Genomic DNA, 16,062 nt, shown 5'->3' with positions numbered 1-16,062 from the left:
GGAGGAAAAGACAGATCTTGATCACAACCCAGTCCCCTTGTGGGAGGGGGCTTGCTCCCGATTGCGGTGTGCCAGTCAATAGATTTGAACCTGATCCACCGCAATCGGGAGCAAGCCCCCTCCCACATTGGGACTGTGGTGCAGAGCCTTACTTCTGCTTTTCCAGCTGGTGGTATTTACCGTCTTTGTCCCACTGGTAAACCACATAGTCGGAGATTTTCAGGTCGCCCTTGGTATCCCAGGCCTTTTCGCCCATGACGGTTTTAACCGGGTGAGCCTTCAGCCACTTGGCTGCGTCCTCGCCCTTGTTCGACTTGGCGCCGTTAAAGCCTGCGGCCAGGGCCTGGATCGAGGCGTAGGCGTACAGGGTGTAGCCTTCGGGCTCGGTGCCGTTTTTACGGAACTGCTCGACCACCGCCTTGCTGTCCGGCAACAGGCGCGGGTCGGCGCCGAAGGTCATGTAGACGCCGTCCACGTACTGCGCACCACCGGCGGTCGCCACCAGTTCGTCGGTTACGATGCCGTCGTCGGACATGAACTTGACGTCTTTCAAGCCAGCTTCACGAATCTGGCGAACCAGCGGGCCGGCTTCCGGGTGCAAGCCGCCGAAGTACACGACGTCGGCGCCCAGGGAACGGATCTTGGTGACCAGGGCGCTGAAGTCTTTCTCGCCACGGGTCAGGCCTTCTTCCAGCACCGGCTTCACGCCGCGTTTGGTCAACTGGGCAGCGGTGGCGTCGGCCAGGCCCTTGCCGTAGGTGTCTTTGTCGTTGATGACCGCGACTTTCTTGCCCTTGAGCACGTCGACGATGTAGTCGCCGGCGACGATGCCCTGCTGGTCGTCACGCCCGCACATGCGGAACATGGCGCCCAGGCCGCGCTCGGTCACCTGTGGGTTGGTGGAGCCGGGGGTGATTGCTATGATGCCCGCTTCGTCATACACCTCGGAGGCCGGGATGGTGTTGGAGGAGCAGAAGTGCCCGACCACGCCGATCACTTTGTCCTGGTCGGCCAGGCGGTTGGCCACGGCCACCGCTTGTTTTGGCTCGCAGGCGTCATCGCCGGCCACCAGCACGATCTTCTCGCCGTTGACGCCACCCGCCTTGTTGACCTCATCGGCTGCCGCCTGGGCACCCTTCATGTACTGCTCACCGAAAGCGGCGTTGGCGCCCGTCATCGGGCCTGCCACGCCAATTTTCACATCAGCTTGAACAAACGTAGAAACACCCAGCGCCGCTGCAACGGCGAGGGCTAGAAAACCTTTCTTGTAAAACGTCTGGGACATGAGTGGTGCTCCGATATTTTTGATTTTTGGCACGACAACTTGCATTCAAACTTTTCACTGAAAGCTCAGAGCAAGCCGCGTGCCATTACTTTTTTATTCTTCAAAAAGACACGGTGTCATTGTTATTGCTGGCGTTTCGAGTCCTTTCGCCAGGACGTGCAACCGTCTAGCCCCGACAGGTGCAACCGGCAAGCAAAAAAAGTACAACCCCGAACGGTGGCACCTGCAACCGGAGGGATAAACGACCGCTCCGCTAGTTGTAACCAAGTGCGTAACGGAACTGCACATTTACAGTGCGCGATTGCTACGACTTGCACCAATACAGATGGGTAGCCGGCTAAGAAAATGCCGGCCTCCGCGCGCTATTTCGCGGATCAGATCACGATCCGCAGGCATTGCCCGGCGTGATACAGCGAGAATCCCGCTTCATACAGGCAACTGCGCAGGCCTGCGCCCGCCAGCGGTTGCATCGGTGTAAAGGGAATCGGCAGCACATGGGGATTCTGGTGACACAAATAGTCGGCAAACGCTTTGCCGACCACGCTGCCGGTGGTCACCCCGCGACCGTTATAGCCGGTGACCGCCACCAGCCCAGGCGCCGGCTCAAACAAACGCATCAAATGGTCGGGTGTAAAGGCAATGCAGCCGGTCCAGGTGTATTCCCACTGCACCGATTTGAGATACGGAAAGTAGTGCTGCTGCACTCGATCGGCCCACGCCTTGAGGAACCAGGCCGGCTTCTGGTTGCCGTTGCCCAGGCTGCCGAGCAACAGGCGGCCATCGGCATCGCGACGGATGCTGCTCAGCACCTGGCGCGTGTCCCATGAACCCTGGCCACCCGGCAGGATGCGTGAGGAAGCGTCGTCGGTGAGCGGTGCCGATGCGACCTGATAGTAATAACCGGGGAAGAAATTGCGGCGCAGCTCGGTCCATTCGCCTTCAGTGTAGGCATTGGAAGCGATCACCACCTGTGCGGCCCGCACCGCACCCTGGGCAGTCTGCACCAGCCAGTCTGCGCCCTGGCGTTCAAGCTGGGTCACCGGAGAATGATCGAATAACTGCCCGCCCAACCCGGCCGCCGCATTCGCCAGGCCGCTGGTGTAGGCCATCGGGTTCAAGGTGCCGGCGCGTCGGTCGAGCAACGCGGCGGCGATTTTCGTGGTGCCGGTGGCCTGCTCGCATGCCTGCCCGGTCAGCAACTCGACCGGCGCACCGCGGCGCTTCCATTGCGCTTCCCGGCTGCGCAAGTCCGCCTCGCCACGGGCATTGTGCGCCATGTGCAAAGTGCCCTCGCGGCGCAGTTGGCAATCGATGGCGTATTTGTCGATCAGGCCGAACACCAGCGACGGCGCGGCGCCCAACATGCGGTTGAGCTGACTGCCCACGGCTTCGCCGAAACCGGCTTCGATCTCGTCCGGCGGGATCCACATACCGGCGTTGACCAGCCCGACGTTGCGCCCCGAACCGCCATGGCCGGTGCGGTGGGCCTCCAGCACCGCGACGGTTTTACCCTGTTCCAGCAAGTGAATGGCCGCCGACAAACCGGTGATGCCTGCACCGATCACGCACACATCCACCTTGATTTCGCCTTTGAGCGCAGCGCGATCCGGCCGGCTCGGGGTGAGGTGTTCCCACAAACATGTTTCGCGTAATGCCATTGCCAGACTCCGATGAGACCTAACAAACAACTTTTCAGAATTGAAAATCCGGCCGAATGTGGGAGGGGGCTTGCTCCCGATAGCGGTGGGTCAGCTACAGATTCGCTGACTGAAGCACTGCTATCGGGAGCAAGCCCCCTCCCACATTTTTGCTCTCACTTCGACTTGAGGGGGCTTCAGTCAAAGGTGATGCCCTGAGCCAGCGGCAACTCCAGCGAGTAGTTCACGGTATTGGTCTGGCGCCGCATATACCCGCGCCAGGCATCCGAGCCCGACTCACGCCCGCCGCCCGTCTCCTTCTCACCGCCAAACGCACCACCGATTTCCGCGCCACTCGGGCCGATGTTGACGTTGGCAATCCCGCAGTCACTGCCCACCGCCGACATGAACTGCTCGGCTTCGCGCACATCGGTCGTGAAGATGCATGACGACAAGCCTTGTGGCACCGCGTTGTTCAGGCGCAGGGCCTCGGCGAAGTCGGTGTAGCCGATCACATACAGAATCGGCGCGAAGGTCTCGGTGCACACCACGTCGCTCTGCTCGGGCATTTCCACAATCGCCGGCGACACGTAATAGGCGTTGGGGAACTGGTCTTCGAGCTGGCGCTTGCCGCCGAACACCTTGCCGCCCTCGCTCAGGGCTTGCTCCAGGGCGTCCTGCATGTTGTCGAAGCCGTGCTTGTCGATCAGCGGACCGATCAGGTTGCCTTCCAGCGGGTGGCCGATGCGCACCTTGGCGTAGGCGGCCTTGAGACGGGTGACGATGTCGGCCTTGACCGATTCATGGGCGATCAGCCGGCGCAGGGTGGTGCACCGCTGGCCGGCGGTGCCGACCGCACTGAACAGGATGGCGCGCACGGCCATGTCCAGGTCGGCGCTGGGGCTGAGGATCATCGCATTGTTGCCGCCCAGTTCGAGGATACTGCGGGCGAAGCGCGCGGCAACTTTCGGCGCCACTTCGCGGCCCATGCGCGTGCTGCCGGTGGCGCTGATCAGCGCCACACGCGGGTCATCCACCAGCGCGGCGCCGGCATCGCGACCGCCAATAATCACTTGGCTGAGGTACTGCGGTGCATCCTTGAAGTTCTTCAACACCCGTTCGAACAGCGCCTGGCAGGCCAGCGCGGTGAGCGGGGTCTTTTCCGACGGTTTCCAGATCACCGCATTGCCGCACACCAGCGCCAGCGTTGTGTTCCACGCCCACACGGCCACTGGGAAGTTGAACGCGCTGATCACGCCGACCACGCCCAGCGGGTGCCAAGTTTCACGCATGTGGTGGCCGGGACGCTCGGAGGCGATGGTCAAGCCGTAGAGCTGGCGCGACAAGCCGACGGCGAAGTCGCAGATGTCGATCATTTCCTGCACTTCCCCCAGGCCTTCCTGGGTGATTTTGCCGGCTTCCCAGGAGACCAGCTCGCCAAGGTCGGCCTTGTATTGGCGCAACATGTCGCCCAACTGACGCACCAGCTCGCCGCGCCGCGGGGCCGGCACTTTGCGCCAGGCGTCGAATGCATGCTCGGCGCGACTGACCTGCTGCTCCACCTCGGCCGCGCCTTCCCAGTGCACACTGCCGATACGGCTGCCATCGATCGGCGAATGTACGGGTTGTGTACCCGCCTGGTACAGCGCCGGGTCTACCCCGAGACGGTCAAGCAATGCGGCAACCATGGGTCACTCCTTCAAACAAAAACAGAAAAATGTGCGCCGCAACCGGCGCGGCGATCCAGGCCTCATTTGTAGCTGGCCCAAGACTTGCCAACAAACGACGATTAGGCGAGATATCATTCCGTTTATTCATGCAAAGAATAAAAAGAGGCATGCCGTGCTGAACAAAAGACATTTGCCTTCGATCACCGCCCTGCAGTGTTTCGAAGCCGCCACCCGCCACCTGAGCTTTACCCGCGCCGCCGAGGAACTGAACCTCACCCAAAGCGCGGTGAGCAAACAGGTGGCGCAGCTGGAAGAATTGCTGCAACACCTGCTGTTTCGCCGGGTGCGGCGCCGCTTGCAGATGACCCCGGCGGGCGATCTGTACCTGGTAGAGGTGCGCAAGATCCTCACCCAAGTGGAGATGTCTACCCACTACCTGCGTTCCTACGGCGGCGAAACCGAAGTACTGCGCGTGTCCACGCCCTACACCTTCGGCGCGCGCTGGCTGGTGCCGCGCCTCAAGGGCTGGCGCCTGCGCCACCCGCAGATTCATTTGGACCTGTGCAACGAACAGGAACCGGATGAGCTGCTGCAAGGCAAGGCCGACATGGCGTTCTACTTCGGCCAGGGTTCACGCCCCGGCACCGAAAGCCTGAAGTTGTTCAGCGAAGAACTCATCCCCGTGTGCGCCCCGGAGAGCCTGCCGGCAGCGCCGTTTACCGACCCCACCCAACTGAGCGAGCTGGTGCTGCTGCAAAACGCCTCACGCCCCCAAGGCTGGCATGACTGGTTCGCCAGCCAGGGCTTCCACACCGAGCACAGTTACCACGGGCCGCGCTTTGACACCTTTTATATGTGCATTCGCGCGGCGCAAGTCGGCTGCGGCGTGGCGCTGCTGCCACGCTTTCTGGTGGAAGAGGAATTGGCCGACGGCAAGCTGGTGATTCCCTGGCAGCATGCAATGCCGAGCCAGGATGCTTATTACCTCTCATATCCGGAGCATTCGGCGGAGGTGCCAAAGGTGCGCGAATTTGTGAAATGGATGCTGGAGCAAGTTGTGTAGTGCCTGAAATACCGCTATCGGGAGCAAGCCCCCTCCCACAGGTTGGAATGCATTTCAAAATGTGGGAGGGGGCTTGCCCCCGATGGCGCCAGTGGCCTTGGCAAAAAAATCACTGGCAAACCGACCCAGGTCTATGCGCCACTAGCCCCCTTCCTCAATTGAGCGTAAAGGCCGGCGCCCCTCGCCGACCCGTCTGGAGATTCCCGTTATGAGCGAGAGTGTGTTTGCCGATCGCATCGTGCAGAACCTGCTCGACACCGACTTCTACAAGCTGACCATGATGCAGGCGGTGCTGCACAACTACCCGAACGTGGAGGTTGAATGGGAGTTTCGTTGCCGCAACAGCGAAGACCTGCGCCCTTACCTGGCGGAGATCCGCTACCAGATCGAGCGCCTCGCCGAGCTGAGCCTGAGCCCGGACCAATTGGGTTTCCTGGAACGCATCAGCTTCATGAAGCCGGATTTCTTGCGTTTTCTCGGGCTGTTCCGCTTCAACCTGCGCTACGTGCAGACCGGTATCGAGAACGGCGAGCTGTTTATCCGCCTGCGCGGGCCGTGGCTGCATGTAATCCTGTTTGAAGTGCCGATGCTGGCCATCGTCAGCGAAGTGCGTAACCGCTACCGCTACCAGACCGTGATCCTGGAACAGGCCCGCGAGCAGCTGTACCGCAAGTTCGACTGGCTGACCGCCAACGCCAGCCGCGATGAGCTGTCCGAATTGCAAGTGGCCGACTTCGGCACGCGTCGGCGCTTCTCGTACCGGGTGCAAGAGGAAGTGGTCAGCGTGCTCAAGCACGACTTCCCTGGGCGTTTTGTCGGCACCAGCAACGTGCACCTGGCCCGCGAGTTCGATATGAAGCCGTTGGGCACCATGGCCCATGAGTGGATCATGGCCCACCAGCAACTCGGCCCGCGCCTGATCGACAGCCAGATCGCCGCCCTCGATTGCTGGGTCCGCGAGTACCGTGGCCTGCTGGGCATCGCCCTGACCGACTGCATCACCACCGATGCGTTCCTGGGCGACTTCGATTTGTACTTCGCCAAGCTGTTCGATGGCCTGCGCCACGATTCCGGCGACCCGGTGCAGTGGGCTGAAAAAGCCATCGCTCATTACCACAAGCTCGGCATCGAGCCGATGAGCAAGACCCTGGTGTTCTCCGACAGCCTCACACTGCCCAAGGCCCTGGAGATTTTCCGTGCGCTGCGCGGTCGCATCAATGTGAGCTTTGGCATCGGCACCAACCTGACCTGCGATATTCCAGGGGTGGAACCGATGAGCATCGTGCTTAAAATGACCGCCTGCAATGGACAGCCCGTCGCGAAGATTTCCGATGAAGCGGGCAAGACCCACTGCACCGACCCCAATTTCGTCGCCTATTTGCGTCACGTTTTCAAAGTACCTGCCCTATCCAGCAAGGAGTGAATCATGCAAGCCGTACAGCGTGAGATTGCGCAGCAGCTCAAGGTGCAAGCGCCGTTCAAAGACCAGGCCGCCCTTGAGGCAGAAGTCGCCAGGCGCGTGGCTTTTATTCAGGACTGCCTGCGCAATTCCGGGCTCAAGTCGTTGGTACTGGGCATCAGTGGCGGTGTCGACTCCCTGACCGCAGGCCTCTTGGCCCAGCGCGCCGTGCAGGAACTGCGCGCCAGCAGCGGCGACGAGGCCTATCGGTTTATCGCCGTGCGCCTGCCCTACGAAACCCAGTTCGACGAACACGAAGCCCAGGCATCGGTGGACTTCATCGAGCCGGACGAGCGCCACACCGTCAACATCGGCCCGGCGGTCAAAGCCCTGGCCAATGAAGTCGCGGCGTTCGAGGGCAAACCGGTAGCATCCCGCGACTTCGTGCTGGGCAACACCAAGGCGCGCATGCGTATGGTCGCGCAGTACACCATCGCGGGCGCGGCCGGTGGGCTGGTGATCGGTACCGACCATGCGGCAGAAGCGGTCATGGGCTTTTTCACCAAGTTCGGTGACGGCGCCTGCGACCTGGCGCCGCTGAGCGGGCTGGTGAAAAACCAGGTGCGGGCGATTGCGCGGCATTTCGGCGCGCCGGAGTCGTTGGTGGAGAAAGTGCCGACCGCCGACCTGGAAGACCTGTCGCCGGGCAAGCCGGACGAAGCGTCACATGGCGTGACCTATGCCGAGATCGATGCGTTCCTGCACGGCGAGCCGGTGCGTGAGGAGGCGTTCAGGATTATTTGCGAGACGTACCGCAAGACTGAGCACAAGCGCGTGATGCCGTTTGCGCCTTGAGGTGAGGCAGGTAGTGTTGCGTTGATTGTCAGAATGCTATCGGGGGCAAGCCCCCTCCCACATTTGCATGTATTCACAAATCAAAGTGTGGGAGGGGGCTTGCCCCCGATGAACGATAACGCGGTCTTATTTGACGACCACAGTCCCTTTCATCATCGAGATGTGGCCCGGGAACGAGCAGAAAAACGCGTAATCCGTACCTGCGACCAGTTTGGACACATCGAAGGTCACCGAATCTTTCTCGCCGGCACCAATGATTTTGGTGTGGGCAATGACGCGGTCGTCATCGGCTTTCAGGTAGTCCTTGTCAATACCAGCGGCCATGCCGTCGGTTGCAACTGGCTGCATGTTGGCGGCGCTGGTCAGCACCCAGTTATGGCCCATGACGTTTTTCGGCAGGCTGCCAGAGTGAGTCAGCTCAACGGTGAACTGCTTGCAGCTCTTGTCGATGGTGATTTCTTTGGTGTTGAACGACATCTGGTCGGTGGAGTCGACAGTGACCTTGCACTCTGCGGCAAGCAACTGGCCGCTAGCCAGAGTCAGCAGGGAAACAGCAACGAGTTTGGCGAACATGTGAATCTCCAAGGCAGGGTTGAATAACGCGTATGGCGACAAGGGTGCCTCAATCAGGCGTGAGTTCTTATGATCTGCATCAACAGATTGTATACAACTTTAGGCTATCAGACTGATCAATACAATCTACCAGCCAACGTCGCGGCAACCGAATATGATCGGCCCATCCCCCCTTGGAGCCTGAGCCATGCACCTCAACCAACTGTTCAACGGCCTGCTGGCCGCTTACGCCAACGGTAAGTGAAGGCCAAGCGCGCTGCTAAGCTGCTACCATAGCGACCCAAGGCAGCCGCGCGCCGCCCACCCTCACCTTCGTACCCTAGAGGATCGCCCATGGCCAAACCTAATTACTCCTTCGCCAAACGTCAGAGAGACTTGGCCAAGGAACAGAAGAAAGAGGAAAAGCTGCAACGCAAGAAAGCCGCTGCAGATGAAGAGGCTGGAGCACTGAACCCGGATGCGGAAGGTGAAGTGGCAGCAGACGAGACTGAAACACCGAAAGACCCGGCTGAATAATTGATCGTTCCCACGCTCTGCGTGGGAATGCAGCCTTGGACGTTCCGCGTCCCGGCGCACAGTGACGCTGAGCGTCACCGCAGGCGTTCCCACGCAGAGCGTGGGAACGATCCCGTTACATCAGCGGCATCACCGTCACCCGCACCTCCGGGTCATGGCTCCCTCCTCCCAGGATCACCCCTCGCAACGGCGACACATCGGAAAAATCCCGGCCCCACGCCAGGGTGATGTGCTCCAGCGCCGGCTGCACATTATTCGTTGGATCGAAATCCACCCAGCCCGACACCGGGCAGAACACCGACACCCACGCGTGCGACGCATCGGCGCCGATCAGCCGTGGCTGGCCGGGCGGTGGCTGGGTCAGCAGGTAGCCGCTGATGTAGCGTGCCGCCAGCCCCCGCGAACGCAGGCAGGCGAGCATCAAGTGGGCGAAGTCCTGGCACACGCCGCGACGGCGCTCCAGCACTTCCACCAACGGCGTGGCGACCTGCGTGGCTTCGGCATCAAAGGTGAATTCGCTGAAGATCTTTTGCATCAGCGCCTGCACGCCCATCAACAAAGGCGCGCCAGGCGGGAAGCAGCTTTCGGAGAATTCGACGAAGGTTTTTTTCAGATGCACGTAAGGCGATTCGAAGCGGTAGCGGCAGGCTTCGATCACCTCCAGCGACAGCGATTGGCTGCTGTAGGTGAGGCTGTCACGGGTGCGGTCCCACGGCGGCGACTGCTGGAAATCCAATGCGGGCCGCGTCAGCACTTCCACGGTCAGCCCGGCATTGACCAGCAGTTCATCATGGGGCCGCTCGAACGCCAGGCGCGTGATCGGGTTGCCGAACACGTCCAGTTCATCGCGGCGTGAAGAAGGCGGCGGGCTGATATCCAGGGTTTGCCAGGTGCAGCGTTGCCACGCACAGGGCCGTGGCCATAAATGCGCCAGCTGCTGGGCCAGGGACACCGGGCTGTCGTAGTGATAATGGGTGTCATGGAAAATCTGATAGCGCGCACTCATCACACCGACACCGTTTGCTGGCTGACATCATCCACATGGGCAAAGTGACGCAAGGCCAGGCGATCCGACACTTGCCCACTCTCATCGGCCACCGCTTGCAGCAGGTCGGCCAGGCCGTCCAACGCGGCGCGCACGCTGGCTTCGCCAAACAGCGGGTTCTCCAGGCACCCCAGGTCGAAGCGCGCCAATTGCTCCACCAACGGTCCCAGGCCGGTTTCCCGTGGCACGCCGAAATCATCGTTCAAGCGCCGCAAGGTACGGCTCACCAGTTTCAGCTGGAACAGCACCGCATGGGGGTTCTGCTCGTCGAGCAACAGCAGGTCGAGCACCGGAATCAGTTGCGGCACTGCCAGGTAACGCGAGCGGTAGGTGATGCTGCTGTTGCCCAGCTCCAGCAACCACTCCAACCCCGCCTGATCGAATACCGCCACACCGCGCAGGAACGCGGCAAGGCTGCTGCTGAGAAACTGCAGGCGCTCGATACGCCGACCCATCATCAAGAAGCGCCAGCCTTCATCGCGGGTCATATCGTCCAGGGCAAACCCCGACAGCGCCGCCAGGGACATCACCAGGCGGTTGAGGAAATCCAGCAGTTGACCGAAGTCTGGGGTTTCGCTCTCCAGCTCCATGGCTTCGCGTTGCAGTTCCACCAGGGCCTGCCAGTTTTCCCGGGACAACTTGCCGCGCACCTGGGACGCCGCCCACTGCAAGCGCTGCAGATTGGCGCGCAGGCTCGACGGCCAATCATCGCCGAGCAACGCGGCCAGCAAGCGTTCGGGAAGCGCCCCTTCATCCGGCAACAATCGCAGGCTCTCACCCAGCTCCACCGCCGCCTGGAGCGCCAATGGATCGTCACCGTCGACATAGCGCGCCAGCACGATGCGCAGCCAGCGCGCGCTGTCATCACAGCGCTCGCAATAACGGCCAAACCAGAACAGGTTTTCTACCACGCGTGACGGCAGATACGGATCGCGGCGCACCAGGTCGTGTGCGCCGATCGCGCGCTGGGCGCGCCATTGCTCGCCACCGGGGGCACGCTCACCGAGCACCCAGGTGTCCTTGCTCGCACCGCCGCGCTGCATCGACACCACTTCGGCGTCGGCGTCAGCGGCCACGCGGGTCAAGCCGCCGGGCAGTACGCGGTAGCCGTCGTCACTGGCCACGGCGTATACGCGCATGCCGATGGCGCGGTGTTGCAAGTGGTCATCCACGGTGTGCCACACCGGCGCCTGAGACAGCTGCGCCAACTCCTGGGCGACGTAGGCGTAGGGCCGCGCGCGCATGCGCTCGGCCAGGGCCTGGCGTTGTTCGGCGTTCAGGTCGCGGCCGAATACCGGGGCAAAACTCTGCGAGGGGAATGCCGGTTTGATCAGCAACTGCGGCAGCTTTTCCAGCGCCTCGGCCAGCACCGGCGCCTCACCGCACCACCAGGTGGCGATGGACGGCAGAATCAGTTGTTCACCAAATAAAAACTCATTGATCTTCGGCAGGAAACCGAGCAGCCCCGGCGACTCCAGCACGCCACTGCCCAGGGCATTGGCCACCAGTACGTTGCCTTGGCGCACGGCATCGAGCAGGCCGGGTACGCCGAGGGCCGAATCGGTGCGCAGCTCCAGGGGGTCGCAAAAGTCGTCGTCCAGGCGACGCATGATCGCGTTTACGCGGCGCAGGCCACTGAGGGTTTTGAGGAATACCGTGCTGTCGCGCACGGTGAGGTCGCCGCCTTCCACCAGCGGGTAACCGAGCTGACGGGCGAGGTAGAGATGTTCGAAATAGCTTTCGTTGAAGCGCCCCGGCGTGAGCAACACGATCAGCGGCGGCTGGTCATCGCCGGGCGCCTGGCGGGCCAAGGTGTCCTGGAGGGTGCGGAAGAAACCGGTGAGGTGTTGCACCTGCAGGTCACGATACAAATCCGGGAAGGCGCGGGACACGATGGTACGGTTTTCCAGGGCATAACCGGCGCCCGAGGGGGCTTGGGTTCGATCGGCGGTCACCCACCAGCGACCATCCGGCGTGCGGGCCAGGTCCACGGCGAACAGGTGCAGAAAGGTCCCGTCCGGCGGCTGGATGCCCTGGCACGGCCAGAGAAAGTTGTTGTGGCCGAAGACCAGCTCGGCGGGCAGCAGGCCTTCTTTGATCAGGCGCTGCGGGCCATAGAGGTCGGCGAGGACGGCATTGAGCAGACGCGCCCGCTGAGCAATACCGGCCGACAGGTGCTGCCACTCATCAGCGGCCAGCACATGGGGCAACAGGTCCAGTTCCCATGGACGGTCGGCGCCCTTGGGGTCGGCGTAGACGTTGTAGGTCACGCCGTTTTCCTGAATCTGCCGGGTCAGCAATGCCTGGCGCTGGGCCAGTTGGGCCGGCGTGCTGCGTTGCAGGTGGTCGAGCAGGCGCTGCCAATGGGCACGCACTGCGCCGCTGGCATCCAGCAGTTCGTGATAGGTGCCTGGGGTCAGGGGGTAACGGTCGAGCAAATCGGACATGGAACGCTCGGCAGAGGCAAGGGGGGCTCAGGTTAACTCAAATTCACCGCGATCCAATGTGGGAGGGGGCTTGCCCCCGATTGCGGTGCATCAGCAACAGATATTCTGACTGACAGACCGCCATCGGGAGCAAGCCCCCTCCCACATTTGGATCGCACTCAATCATTTTTATTGGGGAAACGCCGCAGATCGAGAGTCATTGGCAATTCATCGTTGATAACTACAGTTGGTGCGTCCAGCTTGCCTGGACTATGCCCCAAGCGGAAAAACCGCGCCATCCGCCGGCTCTCGGCTTCATTGGCATTCACCGGCAAGCTGTCGTAATTGCGCCCGCCCGGATGGGCCACGTGGTATTGGCAACCGCCCAGCGAACGCTGCATCCAGGTGTCCAGCAGATCGAACACCAGCGGCGCATGCACGGCGATGGTCGGTTGCAAGCAGTTGGACGGTTGCCAGGCGCGGTAACGCACGCCGGCGACGAACTCGCCGACGCGGCCGGTGGGCTGCAGCGGCACCGGGATGCCGTTGCAGGTCAGCAGATAGCGTTGCGCCGGCAAGCCACTCAACTTCACCTGCAGGCGTTCCAGGGACGAATCCACATAACGTACCGTGCCGCCCACCGCGCCCTCCTCGCCCAGCACATGCCAGGGTTCCAGAGCCTGGCGCAGTTCCAGCTCGATACCACTGACGGCATAGTCGCCGACCTTGGGGAAACGGAACGCCAGGTGCGCGGCAAACCACTCGGCGCGCAGCGGATAACCGGCGGCGTTGAGCTCCGCGATCACATCTGCGAAATCCTGTTCGATAAAGTGCGGCAGCAGGAAGCGGTCATGCAGTTCGGTACCCCAGCGCGCCAGCTTCAGTGGCGCGTAAGGTTCACGCCAGAAACGCGCGACCAGCGCCCGCAACAGCAACTGCTGGGTGAGGCTCATGCGCGCATGGGGCGGCATCTCAAACGCGCGCAGTTCCAACAGGCCCAGACGGCCGGTGGCGCCGTCGGGGGAATAGAGCTTGTCGATGCAGAACTCAGCACGATGGGTATTGCCCGTCACGTCGATCAGCAGGTTGCGCAGCAGCCGGTCTACCAGCCAGGGCGGGCATTCTTCGCCCGGCGCGGGCATTTGCGCAAAGGCGATTTCCAGCTCATACAGTGCGTCGTTGCGCGCTTCATCCACCCTCGGTGCCTGGGACGTCGGGCCGATAAACAGGCCGGAAAACAGATAGGACAGAGATGGATGGTTATGCCAGTAGCTGATCAAGCTGCGCAGCAGGTCGGGCCGGCGCAGGAACGGTGAGTCCTTGGGTGTCGCGCCGCCCAACACGAAATGGTTGCCGCCGCCGGTGCCGGTGTGGCGGCCGTCGATCATGAATTTTTCCGTGGTCAGGCGGGTTTGCCGCGCTTCTTCGTAAAGAAACTCGGTGCGTTCCACCAACTCGTCCCAGGTGGCGGACGGCTGCACGTTGACCTCGATCACGCCAGGGTCCGGCGTGACGCGAAAGTTGCTCAGACGCGTATCGGCCGGCGGCTCATAGCCTTCCAGCAACACCGGACAATGCAGTTCTTCAGCGGTGGCCTCGATGGCCGTCACCAGCTCCAGATAGTCTTCCACGCGCTCCAGCGGCGGCATGAAGAGATAGAGGCGCCCTTCCCGTGCTTCGGCACACAGCGCGGTGCGGGTCAGCCAGTCGGCGGATTCATCCAGCTGTGGCACACGCTCTTCACTCGGCGCGGGCTCGCCATGGCTTTGCAGTTGCGCGGTGCTGGGCAGTTGCGGTTGATCCTGATTCGGGTCGGTCGGATGCACGAACGGATATTCCGCTGCCGTCACCCAAGGCTGCGAGGCCAACGGCAGTCGATAACCCAACGGCGAATCGCCGGGCACCAGGCGACAGTGATCGTCGCGCAGGTACCAGCGCCCGCTCTGCCAGCGATCATTGGCGGCGGTGCGCGCCAGCGGCAGCACCTGGCCGATGATTTTATCCAAGCCTTGGCCGAAGACTTTGCGCAGGCGTTCGCGCTCCAGATCGTCACTCAGGCGCGGGTCCTGGGCGCTGACGTTTTGCGGCAGCGTCCCCTCGCGCCACAGGTAATAGAAATTGTCTTCGAACGCCGGAAACACAAAGCGCGCCGGCAACCTGAGGCGTTCGGCGACGCTGGCCAGGAAGCGCCCGGCCAATAGGCCATCCGCGCCGTAGTCTGCTTGCTCATCGGCGATCAGCGCGCTGTTGTGCCAGATCGGCACCCCGTCACGGCGCCAGTAGCAGTTGAGCGACCAGCGCGGCAGTTGCTCGCCGGGGTACCACTTGCCCTGGCCGAAGTGCACCAGGCCCTGCGGCGCGTAGTGCTTGCGCAGGCGCTGGAACAGTTCAGCGGACAGGCGGCGCTTGTCCGGCCCCAGGGCGGCGGTGTTCCACTCGGCGCCGTCGGGGTCGTCGATGGAGACGAACGTCGGTTCGCCGCCCATGGTCAGGCGCACATCGTCCCTGAGCAGGTCACCATCGATCTGCCGGCCCAGGGCCTGGATCGCCAGCCACTGCTCTTCGGTGTAGGGCTTGGTGACCCTCGGGGCCTCCCAAATCCGCTCTACCGACATTTCGTGGGTGAATTCGCACTCGCACGGTTCCACCAGCCCACTGATTGGTGCGGCGGACGACGGATCTGGACTACAGGCCAACGGGATATGCCCTTCACCGGCGAACAACCCGGAGGTGGCATCCAGGCCGATCCAACCGGCGCCGGGCAAATACACCTCGCACCAGGCGTGCAGGTCGGTGAAGTCCACTTCGGTACCGGAGGGACCATCCAGGGCCTTGACGTCTGCGGTGAGCTGGATCAGGTAGCCAGAGACAAACCGCGCCGCCAGCCCCAGGTTGCGCAGCAGTTGAACCAGCAGCCAGGCCGAATCGCGGCACGAGCCCGAGGCGTTTTCCAGGGTGAATTCCGGGGTTTGCACGCCCGGTTCCATGCGGATCAGGTAGCCGATATCGGCGGCCAGACGCTGGTTGAGCCCGACCAGGAAATCCACGGCCGGCAACGGCGTACGGTCGATGCCGGCCAGGTAGGCGGCAAACTTCGGCGTCAGTGGCAAGGTTTCCAGGTAAGGCGCCAGCTCGCGCTGCTCATCGGCGGCATAACTGAAAGGGATGTTCTCGGCGTAGGGCTCGAGGAAAAAGTCGAAAGGGTTGAATACCGCCATCTCGGCGACCAGATCGACTTCGATGCGCAGCTGGTCGGTCTTTTCCGGAAATACCAGACGCGCCAGGTAGTTGCCCTGAGGGTCCTGCTGCCAGTTGATGAAATGCTGCTCGGGCAGCACTTTCAGCGCATAGGACAAAATCCGCGTGCGGCTGTGGGCAGCCGGGCGCAAGCGCACAATCTGCGGGCCGAGTTCGACAGCGCGGTCGTAGCGGTAATGCGTAACGTGGTGCAACGCGACATGAATCGACACGGCGGCCTCCTGCGAGCCAGGGCATGGGCACAACGCGCGCAAGACTTATGCCAGAGCGGCAGTCATTGCGCTTTATCGTGGAGCCCGGTGCAGTACAGCACCAAAACGACGCCATCGTACGTG

At 62.3% G+C, this 16,062-nt stretch carries 11 protein-coding genes; 4 read left to right on the top strand and 7 right to left on the bottom strand.

Annotated features, from left to right (window positions below):
* Positions 1–148: 148 nt before the first annotated feature.
* The 3 genes from C4J90_RS02860 to C4J90_RS02850 all read right to left on the bottom strand — a co-directional run bounded on the left by C4J90_RS02860 (position 149) and on the right by C4J90_RS02850 (position 4,610).
* Positions 149–1,285 carry a branched-chain amino acid ABC transporter substrate-binding protein gene (locus tag C4J90_RS02860; protein ID WP_124361046.1) on the bottom strand — a complete coding sequence of 379 codons (1,137 nt, stop codon included), beginning with the start codon at positions 1,283–1,285 and terminating at the stop codon, positions 149–151.
* A 374-nt stretch (positions 1,286–1,659) separates the two neighbouring features.
* Complete coding sequence (locus tag C4J90_RS02855; protein ID WP_124419172.1) at positions 1,660–2,943, bottom strand: FAD-binding oxidoreductase; 1,284 nt, start codon at positions 2,941–2,943, stop codon at positions 1,660–1,662.
* Positions 2,944–3,119: 176 nt separating this feature from the next.
* A complete protein-coding gene (locus C4J90_RS02850) occupies positions 3,120–4,610 on the bottom strand; it encodes an aldehyde dehydrogenase family protein (protein WP_124419171.1) in 1,491 nt (496 codons plus the stop codon).
* Positions 4,611–4,764: 154 nt separating this feature from the next.
* On the opposite strand from C4J90_RS02850, the gene C4J90_RS02845 reads away from it, so the two are divergent.
* From C4J90_RS02845 to nadE, 3 genes are all read left to right on the top strand, one after another.
* The gene (locus C4J90_RS02845; protein ID WP_124419170.1) at positions 4,765–5,655 is read left to right on the top strand and encodes a LysR family transcriptional regulator; all 891 of its coding nucleotides are present in this window, start codon (positions 4,765–4,767) and stop codon (positions 5,653–5,655) included.
* Between the two features lie 208 nt (positions 5,656–5,863).
* Positions 5,864–7,078 carry a nicotinate phosphoribosyltransferase gene (gene pncB / locus C4J90_RS02840; protein WP_124413698.1) on the top strand — a complete coding sequence of 405 codons (1,215 nt, stop codon included), beginning with the start codon at positions 5,864–5,866 and terminating at the stop codon, positions 7,076–7,078.
* Positions 7,079–7,081: 3 nt separating this feature from the next.
* Entirely contained in the window at positions 7,082–7,909 is an 828-nt protein-coding gene (nadE, locus tag C4J90_RS02835; protein WP_124419169.1) for an ammonia-dependent NAD(+) synthetase, read from the top strand.
* A gap of 126 nt (positions 7,910–8,035) precedes the next feature.
* Here nadE and azu read toward each other — a convergent pair whose 3' ends face one another.
* Positions 8,036–8,482, bottom strand: coding sequence for an azurin (gene azu / locus C4J90_RS02830; RefSeq protein WP_124419168.1), 447 nt, complete (start codon positions 8,480–8,482; stop codon positions 8,036–8,038).
* A gap of 333 nt (positions 8,483–8,815) precedes the next feature.
* Here azu and C4J90_RS02825 point away from each other — a divergent pair, with 333 nt between their 5' ends.
* Positions 8,816–8,998 (top strand): hypothetical protein, encoded by a 183-nt coding sequence (locus tag C4J90_RS02825; protein WP_057724239.1) that lies wholly within the window; start codon positions 8,816–8,818, stop codon positions 8,996–8,998.
* Positions 8,999–9,113: 115 nt separating this feature from the next.
* On the opposite strand, the gene C4J90_RS02820 is transcribed toward C4J90_RS02825, so the two are convergent.
* From C4J90_RS02820 to C4J90_RS02810, 3 genes are all read right to left on the bottom strand, one after another.
* Positions 9,114–10,004 carry a transglutaminase family protein gene (locus C4J90_RS02820; protein WP_124419167.1) on the bottom strand — a complete coding sequence of 297 codons (891 nt, stop codon included), beginning with the start codon at positions 10,002–10,004 and terminating at the stop codon, positions 9,114–9,116.
* Positions 10,004–12,490: a circularly permuted type 2 ATP-grasp protein gene (locus C4J90_RS02815; RefSeq protein ID WP_124419166.1), complete on the bottom strand. Its 2,487-nt coding sequence runs from the start codon at positions 12,488–12,490 to the stop codon at positions 10,004–10,006. The genes C4J90_RS02820 and C4J90_RS02815 overlap by 1 nt, the downstream gene beginning before the upstream one ends.
* A 158-nt stretch (positions 12,491–12,648) precedes the next feature.
* The gene (locus tag C4J90_RS02810) at positions 12,649–15,939 is read right to left on the bottom strand and encodes a DUF2126 domain-containing protein (RefSeq protein WP_124419165.1); all 3,291 of its coding nucleotides are present in this window, start codon (positions 15,937–15,939) and stop codon (positions 12,649–12,651) included.
* Positions 15,940–16,062: the final 123 nt, after the last annotated feature.

The organism is Pseudomonas sp. R2-60-08W (assembly GCF_003852335.1).
Lineage (GTDB): Bacteria > Pseudomonadota > Gammaproteobacteria > Pseudomonadales > Pseudomonadaceae > Aquipseudomonas.
This window is presented reverse-complemented; position numbering and strand designations above follow the sequence as displayed.